The 19,201-nt window shown below is 72.8% G+C and carries 17 protein-coding genes and 1 pseudogene; 14 read left to right on the top strand and 4 right to left on the bottom strand.

The features are described 5' to 3' along the window. Positions 1–39: 39 nt before the first annotated feature. The 4 genes from Sdi02f_RS23020 to Sdi02f_RS23005 form a co-directional block, all read right to left on the bottom strand. Complete coding sequence (locus tag Sdi02f_RS23020; protein ID WP_030399779.1) at positions 40–1,251, bottom strand: PucR-like N-terminal domain-containing protein; 1,212 nt, start codon at positions 1,249–1,251, stop codon at positions 40–42. A gap of 183 nt (positions 1,252–1,434) precedes the next feature. Continuing rightward, complete coding sequence (locus Sdi02f_RS23015; protein WP_030399778.1) at positions 1,435–2,376, bottom strand: hypothetical protein; 942 nt, start codon at positions 2,374–2,376, stop codon at positions 1,435–1,437. Between the two features lie 45 nt (positions 2,377–2,421). Then, positions 2,422–4,038, bottom strand: coding sequence for a DUF6801 domain-containing protein (locus tag Sdi02f_RS23010; protein WP_108933943.1), 1,617 nt, complete (start codon positions 4,036–4,038; stop codon positions 2,422–2,424). Between the two features lie 146 nt (positions 4,039–4,184). Continuing rightward, positions 4,185–4,817 carry a hypothetical protein gene (locus tag Sdi02f_RS23005; protein ID WP_030399776.1) on the bottom strand — a complete coding sequence of 211 codons (633 nt, stop codon included), beginning with the start codon at positions 4,815–4,817 and terminating at the stop codon, positions 4,185–4,187. 653 nt (positions 4,818–5,470) lie between these two features. Between Sdi02f_RS23005 and Sdi02f_RS23000 the strand changes: the two genes are divergently transcribed. The 14 genes and pseudogenes from Sdi02f_RS23000 (at position 5,471) to Sdi02f_RS22935 (ending at position 19,199) form a co-directional block, all read left to right on the top strand. Further along, positions 5,471–6,481 carry an ABC transporter ATP-binding protein gene (locus tag Sdi02f_RS23000; RefSeq protein WP_030399775.1) on the top strand — a complete coding sequence of 337 codons (1,011 nt, stop codon included), beginning with the start codon at positions 5,471–5,473 and terminating at the stop codon, positions 6,479–6,481. Continuing rightward, a complete protein-coding gene (locus Sdi02f_RS22995) occupies positions 6,478–7,242 on the top strand; it encodes an MlaE family ABC transporter permease (RefSeq protein ID WP_030399774.1) in 765 nt (254 codons plus the stop codon). The genes Sdi02f_RS23000 and Sdi02f_RS22995 overlap by 4 nt, the downstream gene beginning before the upstream one ends. A gap of 6 nt (positions 7,243–7,248) precedes the next feature. Beyond that, entirely contained in the window at positions 7,249–8,055 is an 807-nt protein-coding gene (locus Sdi02f_RS22990; protein ID WP_031044788.1) for an MlaE family ABC transporter permease, read from the top strand. 1 nt (position 8,056) lies between these two features. Further along, positions 8,057–9,313 (top strand): MCE family protein, encoded by a 1,257-nt coding sequence (locus Sdi02f_RS22985; RefSeq protein WP_030399772.1) that lies wholly within the window; start codon positions 8,057–8,059, stop codon positions 9,311–9,313. Next, entirely contained in the window at positions 9,310–10,374 is a 1,065-nt protein-coding gene (locus Sdi02f_RS22980; protein WP_030399771.1) for an MCE family protein, read from the top strand. Before Sdi02f_RS22985 ends, Sdi02f_RS22980 begins: the two co-directional genes overlap by 4 nt. Next, a complete protein-coding gene (locus tag Sdi02f_RS22975) occupies positions 10,371–11,411 on the top strand; it encodes an MCE family protein (protein WP_030399770.1) in 1,041 nt (346 codons plus the stop codon). Before Sdi02f_RS22980 ends, Sdi02f_RS22975 begins: the two co-directional genes overlap by 4 nt. Then, complete coding sequence (locus tag Sdi02f_RS22970; protein ID WP_108933942.1) at positions 11,411–12,424, top strand: MCE family protein; 1,014 nt, start codon at positions 11,411–11,413, stop codon at positions 12,422–12,424. Before Sdi02f_RS22975 ends, Sdi02f_RS22970 begins: the two co-directional genes overlap by 1 nt. Further along, entirely contained in the window at positions 12,421–13,626 is a 1,206-nt protein-coding gene (locus Sdi02f_RS22965) for an MCE family protein (protein WP_030399768.1), read from the top strand. Before Sdi02f_RS22970 ends, Sdi02f_RS22965 begins: the two co-directional genes overlap by 4 nt. Next, positions 13,623–14,912 carry an MCE family protein gene (locus Sdi02f_RS22960; protein ID WP_108933941.1) on the top strand — a complete coding sequence of 430 codons (1,290 nt, stop codon included), beginning with the start codon at positions 13,623–13,625 and terminating at the stop codon, positions 14,910–14,912. Before Sdi02f_RS22965 ends, Sdi02f_RS22960 begins: the two co-directional genes overlap by 4 nt. Continuing rightward, the gene (locus Sdi02f_RS22955) at positions 14,909–15,424 is read left to right on the top strand and encodes a hypothetical protein (protein WP_030399766.1); all 516 of its coding nucleotides are present in this window, start codon (positions 14,909–14,911) and stop codon (positions 15,422–15,424) included. Before Sdi02f_RS22960 ends, Sdi02f_RS22955 begins: the two co-directional genes overlap by 4 nt. A gap of 461 nt (positions 15,425–15,885) precedes the next feature. Continuing rightward, positions 15,886–16,419 (top strand): annotated as a pseudogene (locus Sdi02f_RS22950) (hypothetical protein); the annotation flags it as partial. 26 nt (positions 16,420–16,445) lie between these two features. After that, positions 16,446–16,994, top strand: a complete 549-nt coding sequence (locus Sdi02f_RS22945) for an Rv1363c family protein (protein WP_030399764.1) — start codon at positions 16,446–16,448, stop codon at positions 16,992–16,994. Between the two features lie 49 nt (positions 16,995–17,043). Beyond that, positions 17,044–17,868, top strand: a complete 825-nt coding sequence (locus Sdi02f_RS22940) for a hypothetical protein (protein ID WP_108933940.1) — start codon at positions 17,044–17,046, stop codon at positions 17,866–17,868. A 44-nt stretch (positions 17,869–17,912) separates the two neighbouring features. Further along, positions 17,913–19,199, top strand: a complete 1,287-nt coding sequence (locus tag Sdi02f_RS22935; RefSeq protein ID WP_108933939.1) for a lytic transglycosylase domain-containing protein — start codon at positions 17,913–17,915, stop codon at positions 19,197–19,199. The last annotated feature ends 2 nt before the right edge of the window (positions 19,200–19,201 follow it).

The following is a 19,201-nucleotide window of genomic DNA, read 5'->3' as shown; positions in this document are numbered from 1 at the left end:
CCGCCCCGGCCCCGCCGGACCGGGCGGGCCCCTCGGTGCTCACTCCGCGCCGTCGTGTCCGCGCAGGTGGAGCGAGCGCAGCGCCACCTCGATGGCGAAGCGGTGGTCGGGATCGGCGAGGCGGTCGCCCAGGTAGGTGTCCAGCGTCCGCAGGCGGTAGCGGACGGTCTGCGCGTGGACGCCCAGTGCCTCGCCGACCTGTTCGGCGGGGGCCCGGGTGGACACGTGGACGCGCAGGGTCTCGACGAGCCGGTCGCGCCGCCTGGCCGGCAACGCGTCGAGCGGGGCCAGTTCCCGGGCCGCGATCCGGTCGACGAGGGCCGAGTCGGACAGCAGCCACAGGGTCGTCAGGTGGTCCTCGCAGCGGATGAGCGGGGCGTCGGCGATGACCTCGTCGTCGACGAGCTGCAGCACCCGGCGGGCCCAGCGGACGGAGTCGGCGGCCTGGGTGATCGGCACCGTCAGGCCCACCGCCGCGCGGGTGCCGGCCAGGGCGGTGGCGATCATGTCCAGGCGGGCGGGGGTGGCGTCCCCCGGCACGAGCAGGTGCGGCTGCGGTATGTCCAGGTCGGCGAGGACGTCCCGGTCCAGGCCCGCCTGGATGTGTTCCGGCGCCGGGGACTGCAGGGCGACCAGGAAGCAGGAGCGGGGGAGTTCCCAGGCGGCGGCCTTGCACAGTTCGGAGACCGCCGTCCGGGGCAGCGGGGCCGCTGCCAGCAGGAAGTGCAGTAACTGTCTTCGTAACGCGGACTCCTCGGAGGCGGCGCGCTCCCGGACCTCCGCGTACCCCTCGCGGGTGATGGCCTCCAGCTCCTCGACGTAGGCGAAGAGGGCGTCGGCGAAGGCGAGGATCAGCGAGGGGGAGAGGCTGTACTGCCGGCCCAGGGTCTTGGCCCGGCGCAGGGCGATGCGGGCGCCGAGCCGGTAGGCGCCCTGCAGCACCTCCAGGTCGCGGCCCTCGTAGGCCTCCACCCGGCCGAAGCGGCGCAGCAGTTCGTCCCGCAGCTCCGAGCTGCTGGTGGGGTCGGCCACCCGGTCCACGAAGGCGGTCAGGGCCTGCTCGACGCCCTGGCGGATCGCGTCCCCGTCCGGGCCGTTGAGCAGCCTGCCGTACACCGGATAGCTGCGGGTGACCTCGGTGCGGATCTCGTTCAGCAGCCCCGGGAGCAGCGGCCGCATGAAGGCCGCGAACTTCTTGGGGAGGGGGTCGAGCGGTTCACCGAGCACCGAGGGACGCGCGATTGCGGGCATGAGTGATCCCTTGCCGTCGACATGTCCGGTGGGCGGACCGGCGGGGCCCCGCCCCGGGCGGGCGGTGGCCGGGCCGGTCCACTGGGCGTTCACCGGTCTGGCAAAGCTGAAGGTAAATCAACTTTGTTGTGTTGTACATCTCTTGGGGAGGAATCGTGTCCCGGTTGTGTGTGCCTTTGGCTGTTACTCGACGGCCGAGTGCCAGTTCTCGGCCAGGACCTTGCCGGCGTCGGGGACGACGGTCCCGGGCGCGTTGAGTCCGGTGAGGTGGGTTCGGGTGTCGTTGAGGGTGAGGCTGTTGTTCCCGGCGGCCGAGGGCAGCCCGGTCTTGGCGTTCACCGCGGCGTTGATCAGGCCGACGTTCAGGCCGCAGCCGGTGGCGGCGGGCACCGCGAAGGTGCCGTCGTTCTGGGTGGCGCCGGTGAGGTTGATCCGGCTCATCTCGCCGGCCGGGTCCTCGGTGCCGTCGCCCCGGAAGAAGGTCAGCCCGGCCTCGGGGTAGTCGCGGTTCTCCGGGCGCAGCACGATCGGGTGGGCGGCCGTCCCGATGTAGCACTTGTCGCCGAGGAGCGGGTTCTCCAGGTGGATGCGGACCGGCAGGGCGACGATGGGCATGTCGGTGAGGACACCCGCGGTCTGGTCGAAGGCGTAGGGGGCGCCGACCGACTCCATGGTCGCGGTGATCTTGTTGAGGGTGGAGTCCTCCAGCGACTTGCAGATGCCCGTGATCACGAAGATGTCGCTCGGGCACATCAGGCCGAGCAGCCCGCCGGGCACGGTGGCGGGCTCGGCGACCAGGGCGCCGGAGGCGGGGGCGACCACGCTGCTGGTGCCGTCCGCGTTCTGGACGACGCCGATCTGGAGGTTGGTCCGGCCGGTCGTCACGGTGGTCTTGCCCAGCTTGATGGTGCCGCTCGCCGAGGTGGACACCACGCACTGCGGGGTCCGGTCGAAGCCGTCGGCGTTCAGCATCGCGGGCGCGTCCACGGGGCAGCGGGTGAAGGGCGCCCACTCGCCGTTGAGCGCGGGGTCGGCGGCGGTCGCCGTGCCCAGCGAGGCGAAGGCGCCCAGCGCGGTCAGCGCGGACACGGTGGCGAGCCGGGTGCGGGTGGAGATCGGGCGCATGGTGATGGCCTTCCGTGGAGGTGGCTGGGGCGGGGTGGCGGCGGGTCAGCGCTCGGCGACGGGGATCTCGTAGGGCTGGAGGTCCTCGGTGCACTGGCCCTCGTTCTCGGGGCTCGGGAAGACGGGGGCGGCGATCGCGCACGTCTGGCCCTGGACCTGCTTGACGAAGTTGCCGGGACCGGAGACGGAGGCCGTGAGCAGGCGGTCGAGGTCCTCGCCGTCGCTGCCGCAGCCGGTGAAGGCGGGCACGGACATCTCGCCGGACAGCGCGCCGCCGCTCAGGAGCAGGTAACCGGTGGCCGGCAGACCGACGGTCTGCTCACCCCGGCCGTAGAGCACCAGGTGGTCGCCGGGGAAGTGCGCGGGGTCCGGGTCCTTCGAGGTGAGGGACGTTCGGGTCCGGCACCCGGAACCGACGTCCAGGGGCGTGCCGTTGACCTCCAGGTCCAGCACGCGCAGGACCAGCGGGGCCCGGACGTAGGTGTCGGTGATCGTGGTGAAGTCCGACAGGCGGATCTTCATCCGCGAGTCGATGCGCATGGGGCCCGTCTGCTCCATCACCATGGTGGCCTTCACCGGGGCGAAGTCGAAGGACAGGAAGGTCGCTTCGAAGGGCGGGGTCTGCTTGCGCTCCTCGTAGTGGAAGTCGGCGTACGACACGGTGTCGAAGATCAGGTAGTCCGGGTCGGGCGGGCCGGGCTCCGGCAGGCCCTGCTCGATCAGCACGCAGGACGGCGGGAGGTACGCGGCGCCCTTCATCTTGTTCACGTTGGCGTAGCCGGTGATGTAGGCGTTGAGCGACACGTCCGTGGGCGGGTGCTGCTCGTCGTAGCGGCACGGCGGGACGTCGTCGCGGTCCGGGGCGCCGCCGTTCTCCAGCACCTTGGGCGACCGCTCGGACTGCCCCTCCGGCCGCGGCTCACCGGTCCCGTCCGGCTGCCCGTCGTCCGGCGCCCCGGACGCCCCGGACGTCCCGGCCGGCTCCGGCGAGGACGGGGCACCGCTCGCCCCGGGCGCGCCCGTGCCGACCGGTACGGTCGCCAGCAGTCCCCGCTCCGGCGCGTCCTCGGCGAGGGTGCAGTCGACGGTCAGCGAGCCGGGGTCCGCGGTGGCCGCGTCGGTGGCGGCCCCCTCCGCCGCCCCGAGCGCCAGGTCGATCGCGAGGGCGCCCGCGGAGAACGTCAGGTCGCCGTCGCCGCGCCCGGCCACCGAGGGCACGTCACCCGTCGCGACCAGCGTCAGCGGCCCCGTCTCCGGCAGGGCGACCGGCTCGGCGGTGCCCCGCCAGGTGGCCGTGGCCGTCGCCGTGTTCTGGGCGACGCCCACGTCGAGCCGGGTGGCCGCCCGCACCTCGGCCGCGTCGGGTGCGGCCAGGTCCGCGACCGCCTCCGCCGGGAGCCGGACGGTGGTGGTGACGCCGGACGGCGTGAACGCCTCGCCCGCCCGGGCCCGTTCGGGGAACTCCGCCGAGACGCGCACCGTCGCGGGCAGTTGCCCCGAGGGCAGCGCGCAGACGTAGGGCAGCTCGGCCTCGACCTCCTGGGTCCCGGTGGCGGCGGCCGTGGTCGGGACCAGGGCGGCGAGCACGACGAACGCGGCGATCGACGTGGTCCGGACACGGGACCGGGACGGCCGCGGGGCGGCGGCTGGCGTGGCTTTCATGCGACTCCGCTCGGGTGGCTCGGACGGGGGCCGGTCTTCTCGGGGCACGCGGCGCACGGCCCGTCTTCGGCGGGTACGGCGTACGGCGTACGGCCCGCGAACGCCCGGCCGGGGTGCCGGCCGGGCGTTCGCGGCTGGCCGGCGGCCTACGGGTTGGAGCCGACGATCTTCGGGATGGCGCCGGTGCTCGCCACCGTGACGGCGTAGGTGCCCTTGAAGGTGGGCTTGGTGGCGGTCGTGACGACCGCACCGCAGTTGACGGGGTTGGTGACCACCAGTTCACCGGCGGTGCTGTTGATCGCGAGGTACCCGGTGGAGTTGGTGTACGTGCCCGAGGCCTTGCCCGTCACCGTGAACTTGCAGGCGCCCGCGGTCACGTTGGCCTTGACGTTGCCGACGTAGCCCGTGGTGACCCCGGTGGAGGCGTTGTAGTCCACCGCGATGACGTCCCAGGGGACGACCGACGTGGTGGTGACGTTGCCCAGGACACTGGTGCACGGCGAGGTGGACGAGCCGAAGTTCATGGTGGTGATGTCGGCGACGTCTCCGGGGTTGCCGGTGGTGCTCGCCATCGTCCCGGCCGCGGTCGAGGTCGTACACGTCATGGGGATGGTGGCGGTCAGCACGATGTTGCCGACGTTGACGGCCTTGAACGAGGACGGGGAGGGAGTGACGGTCCACACCGTGGAGGGCGCCGCCGAGGACGGGACGGCGGCGAGACCCAGCGCCGACGCGGCCGCACACGCCACGAGGGCCGACCTTCTGATGCTCTTCTTCATGGCTCGGAAGTCTCCTTGAGGGTTGGCCTGCAGTGAGCCGTGACGTTACTCGCCGGAAACATAGCCGAACAATGCGGCCGTCCATGATTCTTTGAAAAGCGGAGCAAGCTGTTTGCGCGGTGAGCGAATCGGGATTCGCCTTAGTCACCGACTGCCAAGGACGACGGGCGCGGCCGAGGTCGGTCAATGCGCGCGGAATGCGCTCGCGGCAGGGATGAAATGCTCACTCGGTGACAAGTTGTCGAAGGGTTTTTGTGCCTTCCCTGACAGGTTCCGGATGGCCGAAGTCGGTATCCCGGAAAAGTGCGATTCCGGTGTTGCCCGTCGAGGTTACTCGGCCGTAACGTGCCGGTGCGGTGCTCGGTTCCAGGTCGGTGGCCCCCGTCGGCCGGAGCCCTGGCGGACGCGTTTTGGCCCACCTCCTGTGCGGCCGGGGTGCCCGCCGGCGGGGTCCCGCGGGATCCACGCCCCCCGGAACCGCGGAACCCCGCCCTGTCTCCCCGGAGACAAGTGCGGGGCGGGCGGGTTGTCTGCGCGGTGACAAGTTCCGCGGAGGCGCCGAAGACCCGTGCCGCACCCGTTGTCAGTCCGCTCCGGGCCGACTTAACGTGCGGGCCCGCGGCGCCATCCGTTCGACGTCCGCTGGAGGTGATATGGGAATCGAAGTAGTGGTCGAGGGCCTGACCAAGTCCTTCGGTAAGCAGAGCATCTGGCGGGACGTGTCACTCACTCTTCCGGCCGGAGAGGTCAGCGTGATGCTGGGCCCGTCCGGAACCGGCAAGACCGTTTTCCTGAAGTCGCTCATCGGGCTGCTCAAACCCGAGCAGGGCCGTGTCCTCATCAATGGGGTGGACATGGTGAACAGTCCGGAAAAGGACATCTACGAGACCCGGAAACTGTTCGGTCTCATGTTCCAGGACGGTGCCCTCTTCGGGTCCATGTCCCTTTTCGACAACATCGCCTTCCCCCTGCGCGAACACACCCGCAAGAAGGAGTCCGAGATCCGCCGCATCGTCATGGAGCGGATCGAGGTCGTCGGGCTGCTGGGCGCCGAGGGGAAGCTCCCGGGAGAGATCAGCGGCGGCATGCGCAAGCGGGCCGGCCTGGCCCGCGCGCTCGTCCTCGACCCGCAGATCATCCTGTGCGACGAACCCGACTCCGGCCTCGACCCGGTCCGCACCGCCTACATCTCCCAGTTGCTGATCGACCTCAACGCGCAGCTCGACGCGACGATGCTGATCGTCACCCACAACCTCGACATCGCCGCCACCGTGCCCGACAACATGGGGATGCTCTTCCTGCGCGAACTGGTCACCTTCGGCCCGCGCGAGGTGCTGCTCACCAGCGACGAGCCGGTCGTGGCCCAGTTCCTCGGCGGCCGGCGCGAGGGTCCCATCGGCATGTCCGAGGAGAAGGACGCGGCCACCCTCGCCGCCGAGGCGGACGCCGCCCCCGCGGCCCCCGCCGCGCCCCGGGTGATCGTGCCGCAGCTGGAGCCGTCGCCCGGCCTCCCGCCGCGGCGGGCCGTCGCCCGGCGACGCGAGCGCGTCCTGGGCATGATCGACTCGCTGCCGCCCGCCGCACGGTCCGCCATCCGGGAGACCTACGCGAAGGGTTCCGAGGCGGCCACCCTCCCGATGCCCACCGCCGGGAGCGGCGCGTGATCACCGGCGCGCTGCGACAGACCGGGCAACTCTTCGCGCTCGCCGCCGAAGTCGTCCGGGCCGTCTTCCGAAGACCCTTCCAGTTCCGCGAGTTCGTCGAGCAGTTCTGGTTCGTCGCCGGCGTGACCATCCTGCCCGCCGCCCTGGTCTCGATCCCCTTCGGCGCCGTCATCGCCCTCCAGGTCGGCTCGCTGACCGAGCAGTTGGGTGCCCAGTCGTTCACCGGCGGCGCCAGCGTCCTCGCCGTCGTCCAGCAGGCGAGCCCGCTCATCGTCGCGCTGCTCATCGCCGGCGCCGGCGGCTCGGCCATCTGCGCCGACCTCGGCTCCCGCAAGATCCGCGAGGAACTCGACGCGATGGAGGTCATGGGCGTCTCCCCCGTGCAGCGCCTGGTCGTGCCCCGGGTGCTGGCCGCCATGGGCGTCGCCGTCCTGCTCAACGGCCTGGTCTCCGTCGTCGGCATCCTCGGCGGCTACTTCTTCAACGTCATCATGCAGGGCGGCACCCCCGGCGCCTACCTCTCCAGCTTCTCCGCCCTGGCCCAGCTGCCCGATCTCTACGTCAGCGAACTCAAGGCGCTGGTCTTCGGGTTCATCGCGGGCATCGTCGCCGCCTACCGGGGGCTGCATCCGCGGGGCGGCCCCAAGGGCGTCGGCGACGCCGTCAACCAGTCCGTCGTCATCACGTTCCTGCTGCTCTTCTTCGTCAACATGGTGATGACGGCCGTCTACCTCCAGATCGTCCCGCCGAAGGGAGGCTGAGGTCCGATGGCCTCCCCGCTCGTCTGGCTCGACCGCTCCGGCGACCAACTCCTCTTCTACGTCCGGGCCCTGCTGTGGATCCCCAGGACCCTGCGCCGCTACCTCAAGGAGGTCCAGCGCCTGCTGGCCGAGGTGGCCTTCGGCTCCGGCGGCCTCGGCGTCATCGGCGGCACCATCGGCGTGATGATCGCGATGACGCTCTTCACCGGGACCGTCGTCGGACTCCAGGGCTACGCGGCCCTCGACCAGATCGGCACCGCCGCGTTCACGGGATTCGTCTCCGCCTATTTCAACACCCGCGAGATCGCCCCCCTCGTCGCCGGGCTCGCCCTCTCCGCCACCGTCGGGGCCGGCTTCACCGCCCAGCTCGGCGCCATGCGCATCAACGAGGAGGTCGACGCCCTCGAAGGCATGGGCATCCGCTCCATGCCCTACCTGGTCACCACCCGCATCATCGCCGGCGTCGTCGCCATCGTCCCGCTCTACGCGATCGGGCTGCTCTCCTCCTTCCTCGCCTCCCGCTACGTGACCGTCCTGTTCAACGGCCAGTCCCGGGGGACGTACGACCACTACTTCAACCTCTTCCTCTCCCCGACGGACGTCCTGCTGTCCGTACTGAAAGTGCTGATCTTCAGCGTGATGGTGATCGTCGCCCACTGCTACTACGGCTACCGCGCCTCCGGCGGCCCGGCCGGTGTCGGCGTCGCCGTCGGCCGCTCCGTGCGCAACGCCATCGTGCTGATCAGCGTCACCGACTTCTTCCTGTCGCTGGCCCTGTGGGGCGCGACCACGACCGTGAAGGTGGCGGGGTGAGATGAGCCGACCGAGAGGCGAGGTGCTGCGCCACCGGCTGGCCGGGGTGGTGTTCGTGCTGGTGCCCTGCCTGCTGATCTGGCTGGCCGTCGCCGTCTACGACAAGAAGTTCACCGACTCCGACCCGGTGGTCGTCGAGACCGGCAGCGCGGGCAACCAGATGCACCCCGGCGCCGAGGTCAAACTGCGCGGCGTCGTCGTCGGCGAGGTCCGCGCCGTCGACTCCACCGGCGACGGCGCCCGGCTCACCCTCGCCATGAAGCCCGGCGCCCTGGACGACGTACCCTCCGACGTCCGCGCGCAGATGCTGCCCACCACCCTGTTCGGCGAGCGGTTCGTGGCCCTCGTGCCGCCCGCGGACCCCTCGCCCGAGCCCCTGGCCGCCGGGGCCGTCGTCCCCCAGGACCGGTCCGCGAACGCCATCGAACTCCAGCAGGTCCTCGACAACGTCCTGCCGATGCTCACCGCCGTCCAGCCGCAGAAGCTCTCCGCGACCCTGTCCGCCGTCTCGCAGGCCCTCGAAGGACGCGGAAAGCGGCTCGGCGACACGCTCACGCTGCTCGATGAGCACCTGGCGGAGTTCAACCCCAGCCTGCCCGCCCTCAACCGTGACCTCAAGGAACTCGTGAAGGTCAGCCATGTCTACGCGGACGCCGCGCCCGACATCCTCACGGCGCTCACCGACTTCACCACCACCAGCGGCACCCTCGCCGAGCAGGAGGCCCAGCTCGCCTCGACCCTCGGCGCGACGACCCGGACGGCCGAGGACGTGACCGCCTTCCTGCGCAAGAACCGGGACAACATCATCCGGCTCGGCGACACCAGCCGCCCCACCCTCGAACTGCTCGCCGAGTACTCCGCCGCCTTCCCCTGCACCCTGCGCACCCTCGCCGAGTTCGTGCCGGCCATGGACCAGGCGCTCGGCAAGGGCACCGACCGGCCCGGCATCCACGTCGACGTCACCTCCGTCGCCTCCCGCGGCGCCTACCGTCCCGGCCGCGACACCCCGGCCTACGACGCGGGCGGCGGACCCCGCTGCCCCGCCGTGCCCTACCTCGGCACCCTGCCCCGGCCCAGCGTGCGGGCCGCCACCCCGGCCGCCGAACAGGACCTCGGGCCCGCCAACTCCCCGCAGGAGAACGACCTCGTCAACGAACTCCTCGCCCCCGCCGCCGGGGAGAGCCCCGGCGACCTGCCCGACTGGAGCAGCCTGCTGGTGGGCCCCCTCTACCGAGGTACGGAGGTGACCCTGCGATGACCAGGTCCGAGCACGCCCACACGCGTCGCCGCCCGCTGACCGGGCCGCTGGTCAAGTCCCTCGTCTTCGTGGTGGTCACCGCCCTCGCCACCACCGTGCTGGGCCTGAGCGTCGCCGGCACCGGTGTCGGTTCCGGCACCGGGACCAGCACCTACAAGGCCCTGTTCACCGACGTCACCGGGCTCATGGACGGCGACAGCGTGCGGATCTCCGGGGTGACGGTCGGCGAGGTCACCGACGTACGCGTCGTCAACCGGCGTACCGCCCAGGTCACCTTCACCGTCCGCGACGACCGCACGCTGCCCCGCTCGACCACCGCCGCCGTGAAGTACCTCAACATGGTCGGCCAGCGCTACGTCGCCCTCTCACGCGGCAGCGGCGACCTCACCGGCACCCTCCCGGAGGGCGGCACCGTGCCGCTGGACCGCACCACCCCGGCGCTCGACCTGACCCTGCTCTTCAACGGCTTCAAGCCGCTGTTCGAAGGGCTCTCCCCGAAGGACGTCAACGAACTCGCCGGGTCGATCGTGCAGGTGCTCCAGGGCGAGGGAGCCACCGTCGACGGACTGATCCGGCACATCGGCTCGCTGGGCACCACCGTCGCCGCCAAGGACAAGGTGATCGGCGAGGTCGTCGACAACCTCACCACCGTCCTGGACACCCTCAACGACCGCGAGGACAGTTTCGACGACCTCGTCGTCACCCTCCAGAAACTCGTCACCGGCTTCAACCAGGACCGCAAACCCCTCGGCAGGGCCGTCGCCGCCATGGGCGACCTGACCACCGTCACCGCCGGCCTGCTCGAGGACGGACGCGCCCCCCTCAAGAAGGACATCGGCGAACTGGGCCGGCTCTCCACCACCCTCGGCGCGCACACCCCGCAGATCGAGGACTTCCTCGACAAGAGCCCCGCCAAGATGTCCGCCCTCGCGCGCCTGTCCTCCTACGGATCGTGGTTCAACCTCTACCTCTGCGAGGCCCGCGTGAGCGGAGTGACCACCTCCGACGGCTCCAGGCCGCCGACCGGCATCGCGATCACCGAATCGAGGTGCCGCGGATGAAGCGCCCGCGCATCAAGCCGGTCAAGGAACGCAACCCCGTCGCCGTCGGTGTGGCCGGGCTGCTCGTCCTCGCCCTGATCGCGCTCCTCGCCTACCACGCCGACCGGCTCCCCTTCGGCGGCGGCACCACCTACAGTGCCGACTTCTCCGAGGCCGCGGGCCTGGACACGGGCGACGAGGTGCGCATCGCCGGAGTCAAGGTCGGCCGGGTCACCGGCGTCGCGCTCGACGGCGCCAAGGTCAAGGTCACCTTCGAGGTCGAGGACGCCTGGGTCGGCGACCGCACCACCGCCGCCATCGCCATCAAGACCGTCCTCGGCGACAAGTACCTGGCACTCGACCCGCTCGGCGCCGGCCGCCAGGACCCCGGCTCCCGCATCCCGCTGACCCGCACCACCTCCCCCTACGACGTGACCCAGGCCTTCCAGGACCTCAGCGGCACCGTCGACGACATCGACACCGGCAGGCTCGCGGAGAGCTTCGAGACCATCTCCGACACCTTCAAGGACTCCCCGCCGCACGTGCGCAAGGCCGCCACCGGGCTGTCCGACCTGTCGAAGTCCCTCTCCAAGCGCGACGCCCAGCTCTCCGAACTCCTCAAGGGCAGCGCCAGGTTCACCAAGACCCTGGAGAACAGGAAGTCCAGCTTCGAGACCCTCATCGAGGACGGCGGTCCCCTGCTCGGCGAACTGCGCGACCGCCGCGCCGCCATCAGCGCCCTGCTCAAGGGCAGCCAGGACCTCGGCACCGAACTCGGCGGCCTCGTCAAGGACAACGAGAAGCAGCTCGGCCCCACCCTCAAGGCCCTCGGCCGCGTCACCGCCGTCCTGGAGAAGAACAACACCCAGCTCGGCAAGACCCTCGCCCTGGTCGGCCCGTACTACCGTCTGGTCGGCAACACCCTGGGCAACGGACGCTGGTTCGACAGCTACCTGTGCGGCGTCGTGCCCCGCGCCTACCTGCCCGCGACCTCCCAGCCCAAGACCGGATGCCTGCCGCCGAAACAGCCGGCGGCGGCCCAGGGGAGCGGTGAGTGATGACCCGACGCCGAAAGATCCTCACCGGGGTGCTCGCCCTCGTGGTGCTCGCCGCCGGCGGCCTGGTCGCCGCCCGGGTCCTGGAACCCGACGGCACCCGCGTCACCGCCTACTTCGACCGCGCCATCGGCGTCTACGCCGGGTCCGACCTGCGCATCCTCGGAGTGCGGGTGGGCGAGGTGGAGTCGGTGCGGCCCGAGGGCACCCGGGTCCGCGTCGGCCTGCGCCTGGACGAGGGGATCAAGGTCCCCGTGGACGCGCGGGCCGTCGTCGTCGCGCCGAGCGTCGTCGCCGACCGCTACGTGCAGCTCACCCCCGCCTACGGCAAGGGCCCCGCCCTCGCCGACGGCGCGGTCCTGCCCGCCTCCCGCAACCACGTCCCGGTCGAGATCGACCAGATCTACGACTCGATCACCGACCTGGGCAAGGCCCTCGGCCCGGACGGCGCCAACGCCGACGGCGCCCTGTCCGGCCTGCTGAGGACCGGCGCCGCCAACCTCGACGGCAACGGCGAGGCCATCGGGGACAGCGTCGAGGCGTTCGGCAAGGCCGCCAAGACCCTCGACGGCAGCAGCGGCGACCTGTTCAAGACGCTCAGCAGCCTGCAGACCTTCACCACCATGCTGAAGAACAAGGACACCGACGTGCGCACCGCCCAGGAACGCCTGGACGAGGTCGTCGGCTTCTTCGCCGACAACAAGGACGACCTCACCGGCGCCCTGGAGGAACTGGGCACGGCACTCGGCCAGGTCAAGACCTTCATCGAGGACAACCGCGGCGAGCTGAAGAAGAACGTCGACCGCCTCGTCCCCATCACGCGGACCCTGGTCGAGCAGCGGGCCTCGCTGGCCGAGGCGCTGGACGTGGCACCCCTGGCCGCGAGCAACGTCGTGAACGCCTACAACCCCGACACCCGCACCCTCGACGGCCGCGCCAACCTCAACGAGATCAGCAGCGGCGGGCCGCTGCTGCCGCTGCCCGTGGCCGGCGCGGAGAAGGGGGACGGCCGATGAAACGCGCAGCGCTCCCCAGGGGCCGGGCGGCCGGGCTCGCCGCCGGCGCGGTGATCGCCCTCGGCCTCGCCTTCGCCCTCACCCTCGGCGGGGTCCCGGCGGGACTGCCGGGCTTCGACGGCATCGAGGACCTGCCGCTGCCCGGCGGCGCCGACCTCGGCGACCACCCCTACACCGTCACCGCCGAACTCCAGGACGTGCTGAGCCTGGTCCCGCACGCCGCCGTGCGCGTCAACGACGTCGCCGTCGGCCGGATCACCCGCGTCGAACTCGGCGAGGACGACTGGTCGGCCCGCGTCACCATGGAGATCAACGGCGACGTGAAGCTGCCCGCCGACGCCACCGCGAGGCTCGAACAGTCCAGCCTGCTCGGCGAGAAGTACGTCCAGCTCGTCGCGCCCGCCAAGGAGACCGGCACCGGCCGGCTGACCGACGGCAGCGTCATCCCGCTGGCCCGCACCAGCCGCACCACCGAGGTCGAGGAGGTGTTCGGCGCGCTCTCCCTGCTCCTCAACGGCGGCGGCGTCAGCCAGCTCAAGACCATCACCCGGGAGCTCAACGCCGCGCTCGGCGGCCGCGAGCCCGAGGTCCGCTCCATGCTGAAGCGGGTCAACACCCTGGTGGGCGACCTCGACGACCACCGGGAGGACATCACCGACGCCCTCGACGCCGTCAACCGGCTCTCCTCCACCCTCGCCACCCGCAAGGAGGACGTCGGCACCGTCCTCACCGGCCTCTCGCCGGGACTGAAGACGCTGGAGAAGCAGCGCGGCTCCCTGCTCACCATGCTGCGCTCCCTCGACACGCTCTCCGGCGTCGCCGTCTCCACCATCAACGCCAGCAAGGACGACATGATCGCCGACCTCAAGGCCGTCGCACCGACGCTGAAGGCGCTCGCCGACGCGGGCACCGACCTGCCCGACTCGCTCCAGGTGCTGCTGACCTACCCGTTCACCGACGAGGTGCTGCGCGGGGTGAAGGGCGACTACCTCAACACGTACCTGAGCATGGTCGCCGTCCCCGGGACCGAGGTGATCCCGCCGCTCGTGTCCGGGGGCGCGCCCACCCCGCTCCCGGCCCCGGACGCCGGGGACGCCCCGGCCGCGCAGCAGCGGGCCCCGGGGAAGCACGGTCCCGCCTCGCCGCTGCCGCTGCCCTCCGTGTCCGGAACCGGGGCGAAGTCCGGGGGTGAGCCGGGGTGATCACCCTCGCCGTACGGCTGAAGAACCTCGCCTTCCTCCTCGTCGCCGTCCTCGCCCTCGCCTTCCTCGGCATCCGCTACGCCGACCTCGGCCGGTACGTGGGCGTCGCCGACTACTACACCGTGGACGTCGAACTGCCGCGCACCGGCGGACTGTTCACCCACTCGGACGTCACCTACCGGGGTGTCTCGGTGGGGCGCGTCGGCCCGATCGGCCTCACCGCCGAAGGCGTCGTCGCCGAACTGCGCATCAAGAAGTCCGCGCCCCGCATCCCCGCCGACACCAAGGCCGTGGTCGCCGGGCTCTCCGCCGTCGGCGAGCAGTACATCGACCTGCGGCCCGAGAGCGACGGCTCCCCCTACCTCGCCGACGGCACCCGCATCGAACAGGCCGACACCGAAGTGCCCGCACCCGTCACCGACGTGCTCGCCAGCGTCGACAACCTGGTCGGCTCGGTCCCGCTGAACGATCTGCGCACGGTCGTCGACGAGTTCGGCAAGGCCTTCGAAGGACACGGCGACGACCTCCAGGTGCTGCTCGACAGCGGCGGCGACTTCGTCGAGGCCGCCGACCGGGCCCTGCCCTCCACCACCCTGCTCATCGACGACGGCGAGACCGTCCTGCGCACCCAGGCCGAGGAGGCCGGGGCCATCCGCGGCTTCGCCGTCGGAGCCAAGGAGCTGGCCGCCGCCCTCAAGGGATCCGACGCCGACCTGCGCCGCCTCCTCGCCGTCACCCCCGAGGCCGCCACCCAGGTCAGCGGCCTGCTGCGGGACCTCGACCCGAGCCTCGGCGTGGTCCTCGCCAACCTCCTCACCACCTCCGAGGTCGCCGTCACCCGGCAGCGCGGCATCGAGGAACTCCTCGTGAAGTACCCGGCGGCCGTCTCCGCCGGCGCCACCGCCGTCGACGGGGGCAAGCTGGACCTCGGCCTGGCCGTCACCTTCTTCAGCCCCCTGCCCTGCACCGACGGCTACGGCGCCACCCGCTACCGCAACGGCCTCGACCTCGGCACCGCGCCCGCCCTCAACACCGACGCCGCCTGCACCGCCCCGCCCTCCAGCGGCAAGAACGTGCGCGGCTCGGCCAACGCCCCGAAGGGCGGCGCGGTGCCCGACCCGGCCCGGCCGGGCACCCTGCCCTCGGGCAGCAGCGCCGGTACGCCCGCGAAGGGCGACGCCTCCCCGGCCCTGCCCGGCGCGCTGGCCCTGCCCGGACAGCGCGGCGAGGCACCGGCCGGCCTGACCGGTCTCCTCGCCCCGGCCGGCACCGGGAGCACCCGATGAGGCGGGCGCGGATCCTCGCCGGGACGGGGCTCGTGCTGGCCCTCGCCTTCTGCGGCACCGGCGCGTGGACGTACACCCAGGCCCGCACCGACGACGCGCTCGCCTACGGCCGGGAGCGGGACGAGGCGCTCGCCGACGGGCGCGAGGGCATCGCCGTACTCACCACGCTCGACGCCACCACCCGGCAGAGCGCGGAGCGCGGCATCCGGAACTGGCGTGCCGTCTCGACCGGGCCGCTGCGCGAGGAACTCGGCGGCACCGAGGCCAGGGCGGGCAGTTCGGCGCGCGGCACGGTCACCGAGGCCGCCGTCACCGCGCTCGACACGCGGGCCGGCACGGCCAAGCTCATCGCCACCGTCCGCGTCGAGGTCACCCCCGCCGGGACCGCCGGGAAACCGGCCACCGACCGCAAACGCCTGGAAGCGGTCCTGGCCCGCACCGGCGAGGGGGAGTGGAAGGTGAGGGCGCTGAGCGCGGTGCCGGTCGAGGAGGAGAGGGGCGAGAAGCGATGACACCGACGTGGCCGCAGCGCAAGACCACGGCACCCGAGCCGAACCCGACGGAGCCCCCGCCCCCGCCCCCGAACCCGCTCCCGTCCGCGGAGCCCCCGCCCACCGACCCCGAAGCCGCCGAGGCCGCGCACACGGAGCCCAAGTCCGTCAGGCCCGGAGCCCCGGAGGCCGAGGCTGCCGGGGCCGGGGCCGTCGAGCCTGAGCCTGCCGGGTCGGGGGTCGCCGAGTCTGAACGTGACGGGACGGGGGTCGCCGAGTCTGAGCCTGCCGGGTCGGGGGCCGTCGAGGCTGAACCTGCCGGGTCCGGAGCCGCTGGGGCCGCGCCCACCGGGCCCGAGGCCGCCAAGGCCGAGGCTGCCGAGCCCGGATCCCCGGCGGCCGGAGCCGTCGAGCCCGGCGCCCCCGAGGCCGAACCCTCCGGCTCCCGGCCGCCGGCCGGCCGTCTGCGGAAGGCGGCCCTGGCGGGCACCGCCGCCGTCCTCGTTCTCGGCGGCTGTGGATTCCTCTACGGCGCCCACGAGTTGAGGTCGCAGGCGCCCGCCCGGAACCACGCGCTCACCGACACCGAGGCCACCACCCGCGTCGCGGGCGACGTCGGCAACGCCCTCGCCCGCATCTTCTCCTACACCCCGGACGGCACCGCGGCCGCCGAACGCTCCGCGCGTACGGTCCTCGACGGCCGCGCCGCCCGCCAGTACGAAACCCTCTTCGCCCGTGTCCGCGACGACCTCGCCGACCAGCGCGTGACCCTGAGCACCCGGGCCGTCCGCACCGGAGTGGTCGAACTCGACGGCGACCGGGCCCGCCTGCTGGTCTTCCTCGACCAGACCTCCCACCGGGCTCCGGGCAAGGGCAAGGGCAAGGGCAAGGGCGGGGCCGAGGACGAGGACGAGGCAAGGGACGCGGCCGAGACCACCACCGCTGCGGCCCAACTCACCGTCACGGCACGGCTGGACGACGACCGGTGGCGGATCGTCGACATCAAGGCCCGCTGAGCATGCGCGGGAGACTGGAGCACCCCATGAAACGCGCGGTCCGCCTCCTCGACGCCGGCCGCTCCCGGCCGCTCCCGGCGCTGGCCCTCGTCCTCACCCTCGTGGCGGCCGGCTTCGCGGCCTGGGCCGGCCAGGACTGGTACCGGGCGGCCCACGACGAGCAGGCCGCCTACGCCGTCCAGCGGGACGCGGCACTGTCCGCCGGGGAGCAGGCCGTGCAGAACCTGAACACGCTCGACCACCGCGAGCTGAACCGGGGCCTCGACCTGTGGGAGTCGTCGACCACCGGCGAACTGCACGAGCAGCTCGCTTCCGGGCGCGAGGAGTTCGCCGCGCAGGTGAAGGAGGCGAAGACGGTGAGCACCGCCCGGGTGCTGTCCGGCGCCGTCACCGAACTCGACGACCGCGCGGGACGGGCCCGGGTGCTGGTCGCCCTGCGCGTCACCGTGGAGGCGGCCGACGGGGCGAAGACCGACAAGGACAGCCGCATGCTCGGCGAACTCACCCGGACCGAGGGCCGGTGGAAGCTGAGCGCCCTGGGCCAGGCGCCCGTGGGCGGCACATCGACCGGCTGACCCGGACCCGTACCGAGCGAGCCGGCCGCAGCGAGGAGGACAGCGCACCATGTCGACGACCCGTCACCACATCAACCGCCAGCGGCGCCGCCAGGCCCGCGAGACCCGGCCCACCCCCTCCACCGCCCGCCCGGACGGCACCGAGCGCACCGAGCACCCGGTGGCCGGGACCCGTGCGCGCGGCGCCACAGCCGTCCTGGAGTCCGCTCCGGCCCCCGCCGACGACTCGCCCACGGCCAAAGCCCCGAAGGCCGCCGGGAAGGCCGCCGGGGAGGCCGCCGGGGAGGCCGCCGGGGCACGGCCCTGCCGCCGTCCCCCGCTCCTCGTCGTCCTGTGCGCACTGACGGTGCTCCTCGGCGGCTTCGCGGGCTGGGCGCACGCGAAGGCCGAAGGGCTCAGGTCCGAGCCCGCGCGGAGCAACACCGCGCTGACCGACCTCGCCCGCACCAGCGAGATCAAGGGACAGGTGACCAAGGCCGTCGACCGCCTCTTCTCCTACGACCACGCCGACCCCGGCGCCCTCGACAAGGCGGCGCAGGAGCTCCTGACCGGCAAGGCCGTCGACCAGCACCGGGAGCTGCTCGCCGACGTCCGCGAGCGGGCCGAGGCGCAGAAGGCTGTGATCACCACGACCGTCACCGAGAGCGCGGTCGAACGCCTCGACGGCGACCGGGCCCGCGTCCTGGTCTACGCCGACCAGAGCAGCGTCGCCACCGGCGGGAAGACGAGCGCGACGGACGAGAAGAGCAAGGCGGGCGCCGGTGAGGAGGCCGCGCAGGACGAGGGCGTGTACGCGGCGGCCATGCTCGCCGTCGACGTCGTGCACCGCGACGGACGCTGGCTGGTCGCCGCCCTCGACACCTTCGGCCGCTGACCGAGCCGCCCGCACCTCCGACGGACCCGACAGGAGTGACGACCATGCCCGTACGCCGTGCCCGACGCCTGTACCGCGGGCGGACCCGCAAGGGACTGCGCACGACCGCCCTCGCGGTGGCGGCCATGGCGGCCCTCACCGCCTCCCAGGCCCCCGGTCTCGCCGGGAACGCCGGGGACACCCACGCCGGACCGGCGGCCGACGACCCGGTCGTGCCGACGGCGGACGGCCCCTTCGCGGAGTTCACGCCGCCCGGCGACGGCTCGTACCACACCGAACTCCCGCCCCTGACGACGCGCGAGGGCGGACCGCTCTCCCCGGCGTTCGCGCGGGACGAGGTCCGCCTCCAGTCGGGCATCCCGGCCACGGTGCTGCGCGCCTACCACGCCGCCGAGACGGCCGTCGGCAGGACGGATCCCGGCTGCCGGCTGCCGTGGGAACTGCTCGCGGCGATCGGCAAGGTCGAGTCCGGCCAGGCGCGCGGCGGCGCGGTCGACCGCGACGGCACGACCCTGGGCCGCATCACCGGGCCGCCCCTGAACGGGAAGGGCTTCGCCCTGATCCTGGACACGGACGGCGGCGCCCACGACGGCGACCCGGTCTACGACCGGGCGGTGGGCCCGATGCAGTTCCTGCCGTCCACCTGGGCCCGCTGGGGCGCGGACGGCAACGGCGACGGCCGTGCCGACCCGAACAACGTCTTCGACGCGGCCCTCGCGGCCGGGCACTACCTCTGTGCGGGCGGCCGGGACCTGGGCCGGGCGGCGGACCTGGACCGGGCGGTCCTCAGCTACAACAACTCCCGCGCCTACCTCGACACGGTCAGGTACTGGCTGGAGTTCTACCGCAGGGGTGTCCACACCGTCCCCGACGGCAAGGGCGTCGTCCCGAGGAGCCCCGGCGCGGGCGGCGACACCCCGGCGACCGCACCCGTCGACGGCGGGAGCGGCGGCAGCGGCGGCAGCGGTGGCGGACGCGGGGGCGGAGGCGGAGGCGCGGACGACGGCGTCGTCATCGGACCGGACCCGACCCCCACCGCGCCGGGCGGCAGCGGTCAGGGCCCCTCCCCGTCCCGGCCCGTCCCGTCCACGGCGCCGGACCCGACCCTCCCGTCGGTGCCCCCGACGAGCCCGGGCCCCTCCCGGCCGCCGACCGAGACGCCCACCGAGGACCCCACGGACACCCCGGGACCCACACCGGACCCGACGCCCACCGACGACTGCTCCACGGCACCGGAGTCCCCGTCGCCGTCCCCGTCCCCGGAACCCACGGACCCGCCCTGCCCCACCCCGTCGGACACGCCGACCGGCTCGGCCTCCTCCGCCGGGTAGGG

Source organism: Streptomyces ardesiacus, assembly GCF_003112575.1.
Classification (GTDB): Bacteria; Actinomycetota; Actinomycetes; order Streptomycetales; family Streptomycetaceae; genus Streptomyces; species Streptomyces ardesiacus.
This window is presented reverse-complemented; position numbering and strand designations above follow the sequence as displayed.

Excerpts from the sequence above, each read along its gene's own strand:
- Sdi02f_RS23020 (WP_030399779.1), bottom strand. The coding sequence starts at position 1,251 with ATGCCCGCAATCGCGCGTCCCTCGGTGCTCGGTGAACCGCTCGACCCC.
- Sdi02f_RS23015 (WP_030399778.1), bottom strand. The coding sequence starts at position 2,376 with ATGCGCCCGATCTCCACCCGCACCCGGCTCGCCACCGTGTCCGCGCTG.
- Sdi02f_RS23010 (WP_108933943.1), bottom strand. The coding sequence starts at position 4,038 with ATGAAAGCCACGCCAGCCGCCGCCCCGCGGCCGTCCCGGTCCCGTGTC.
- Sdi02f_RS23005 (WP_030399776.1), bottom strand. The coding sequence starts at position 4,817 with ATGAAGAAGAGCATCAGAAGGTCGGCCCTCGTGGCGTGTGCGGCCGCG.
- Sdi02f_RS23000 (WP_030399775.1), top strand. The coding sequence starts at position 5,471 with ATGGGAATCGAAGTAGTGGTCGAGGGCCTGACCAAGTCCTTCGGTAAG.
- Sdi02f_RS22990 (WP_031044788.1), top strand. The coding sequence starts at position 7,249 with ATGGCCTCCCCGCTCGTCTGGCTCGACCGCTCCGGCGACCAACTCCTC.
- Sdi02f_RS22985 (WP_030399772.1), top strand. The coding sequence starts at position 8,057 with ATGAGCCGACCGAGAGGCGAGGTGCTGCGCCACCGGCTGGCCGGGGTG.
- Sdi02f_RS22980 (WP_030399771.1), top strand. The coding sequence starts at position 9,310 with ATGACCAGGTCCGAGCACGCCCACACGCGTCGCCGCCCGCTGACCGGG.
- Sdi02f_RS22975 (WP_030399770.1), top strand. The coding sequence starts at position 10,371 with ATGAAGCGCCCGCGCATCAAGCCGGTCAAGGAACGCAACCCCGTCGCC.
- Sdi02f_RS22970 (WP_108933942.1), top strand. The coding sequence starts at position 11,411 with ATGACCCGACGCCGAAAGATCCTCACCGGGGTGCTCGCCCTCGTGGTG.
- Sdi02f_RS22965 (WP_030399768.1), top strand. The coding sequence starts at position 12,421 with ATGAAACGCGCAGCGCTCCCCAGGGGCCGGGCGGCCGGGCTCGCCGCC.
- Sdi02f_RS22955 (WP_030399766.1), top strand. The coding sequence starts at position 14,909 with ATGAGGCGGGCGCGGATCCTCGCCGGGACGGGGCTCGTGCTGGCCCTC.
- Sdi02f_RS22945 (WP_030399764.1), top strand. The coding sequence starts at position 16,446 with ATGAAACGCGCGGTCCGCCTCCTCGACGCCGGCCGCTCCCGGCCGCTC.
- Sdi02f_RS22940 (WP_108933940.1), top strand. The coding sequence starts at position 17,044 with ATGTCGACGACCCGTCACCACATCAACCGCCAGCGGCGCCGCCAGGCC.
- Sdi02f_RS22935 (WP_108933939.1), top strand. The coding sequence starts at position 17,913 with ATGCCCGTACGCCGTGCCCGACGCCTGTACCGCGGGCGGACCCGCAAG.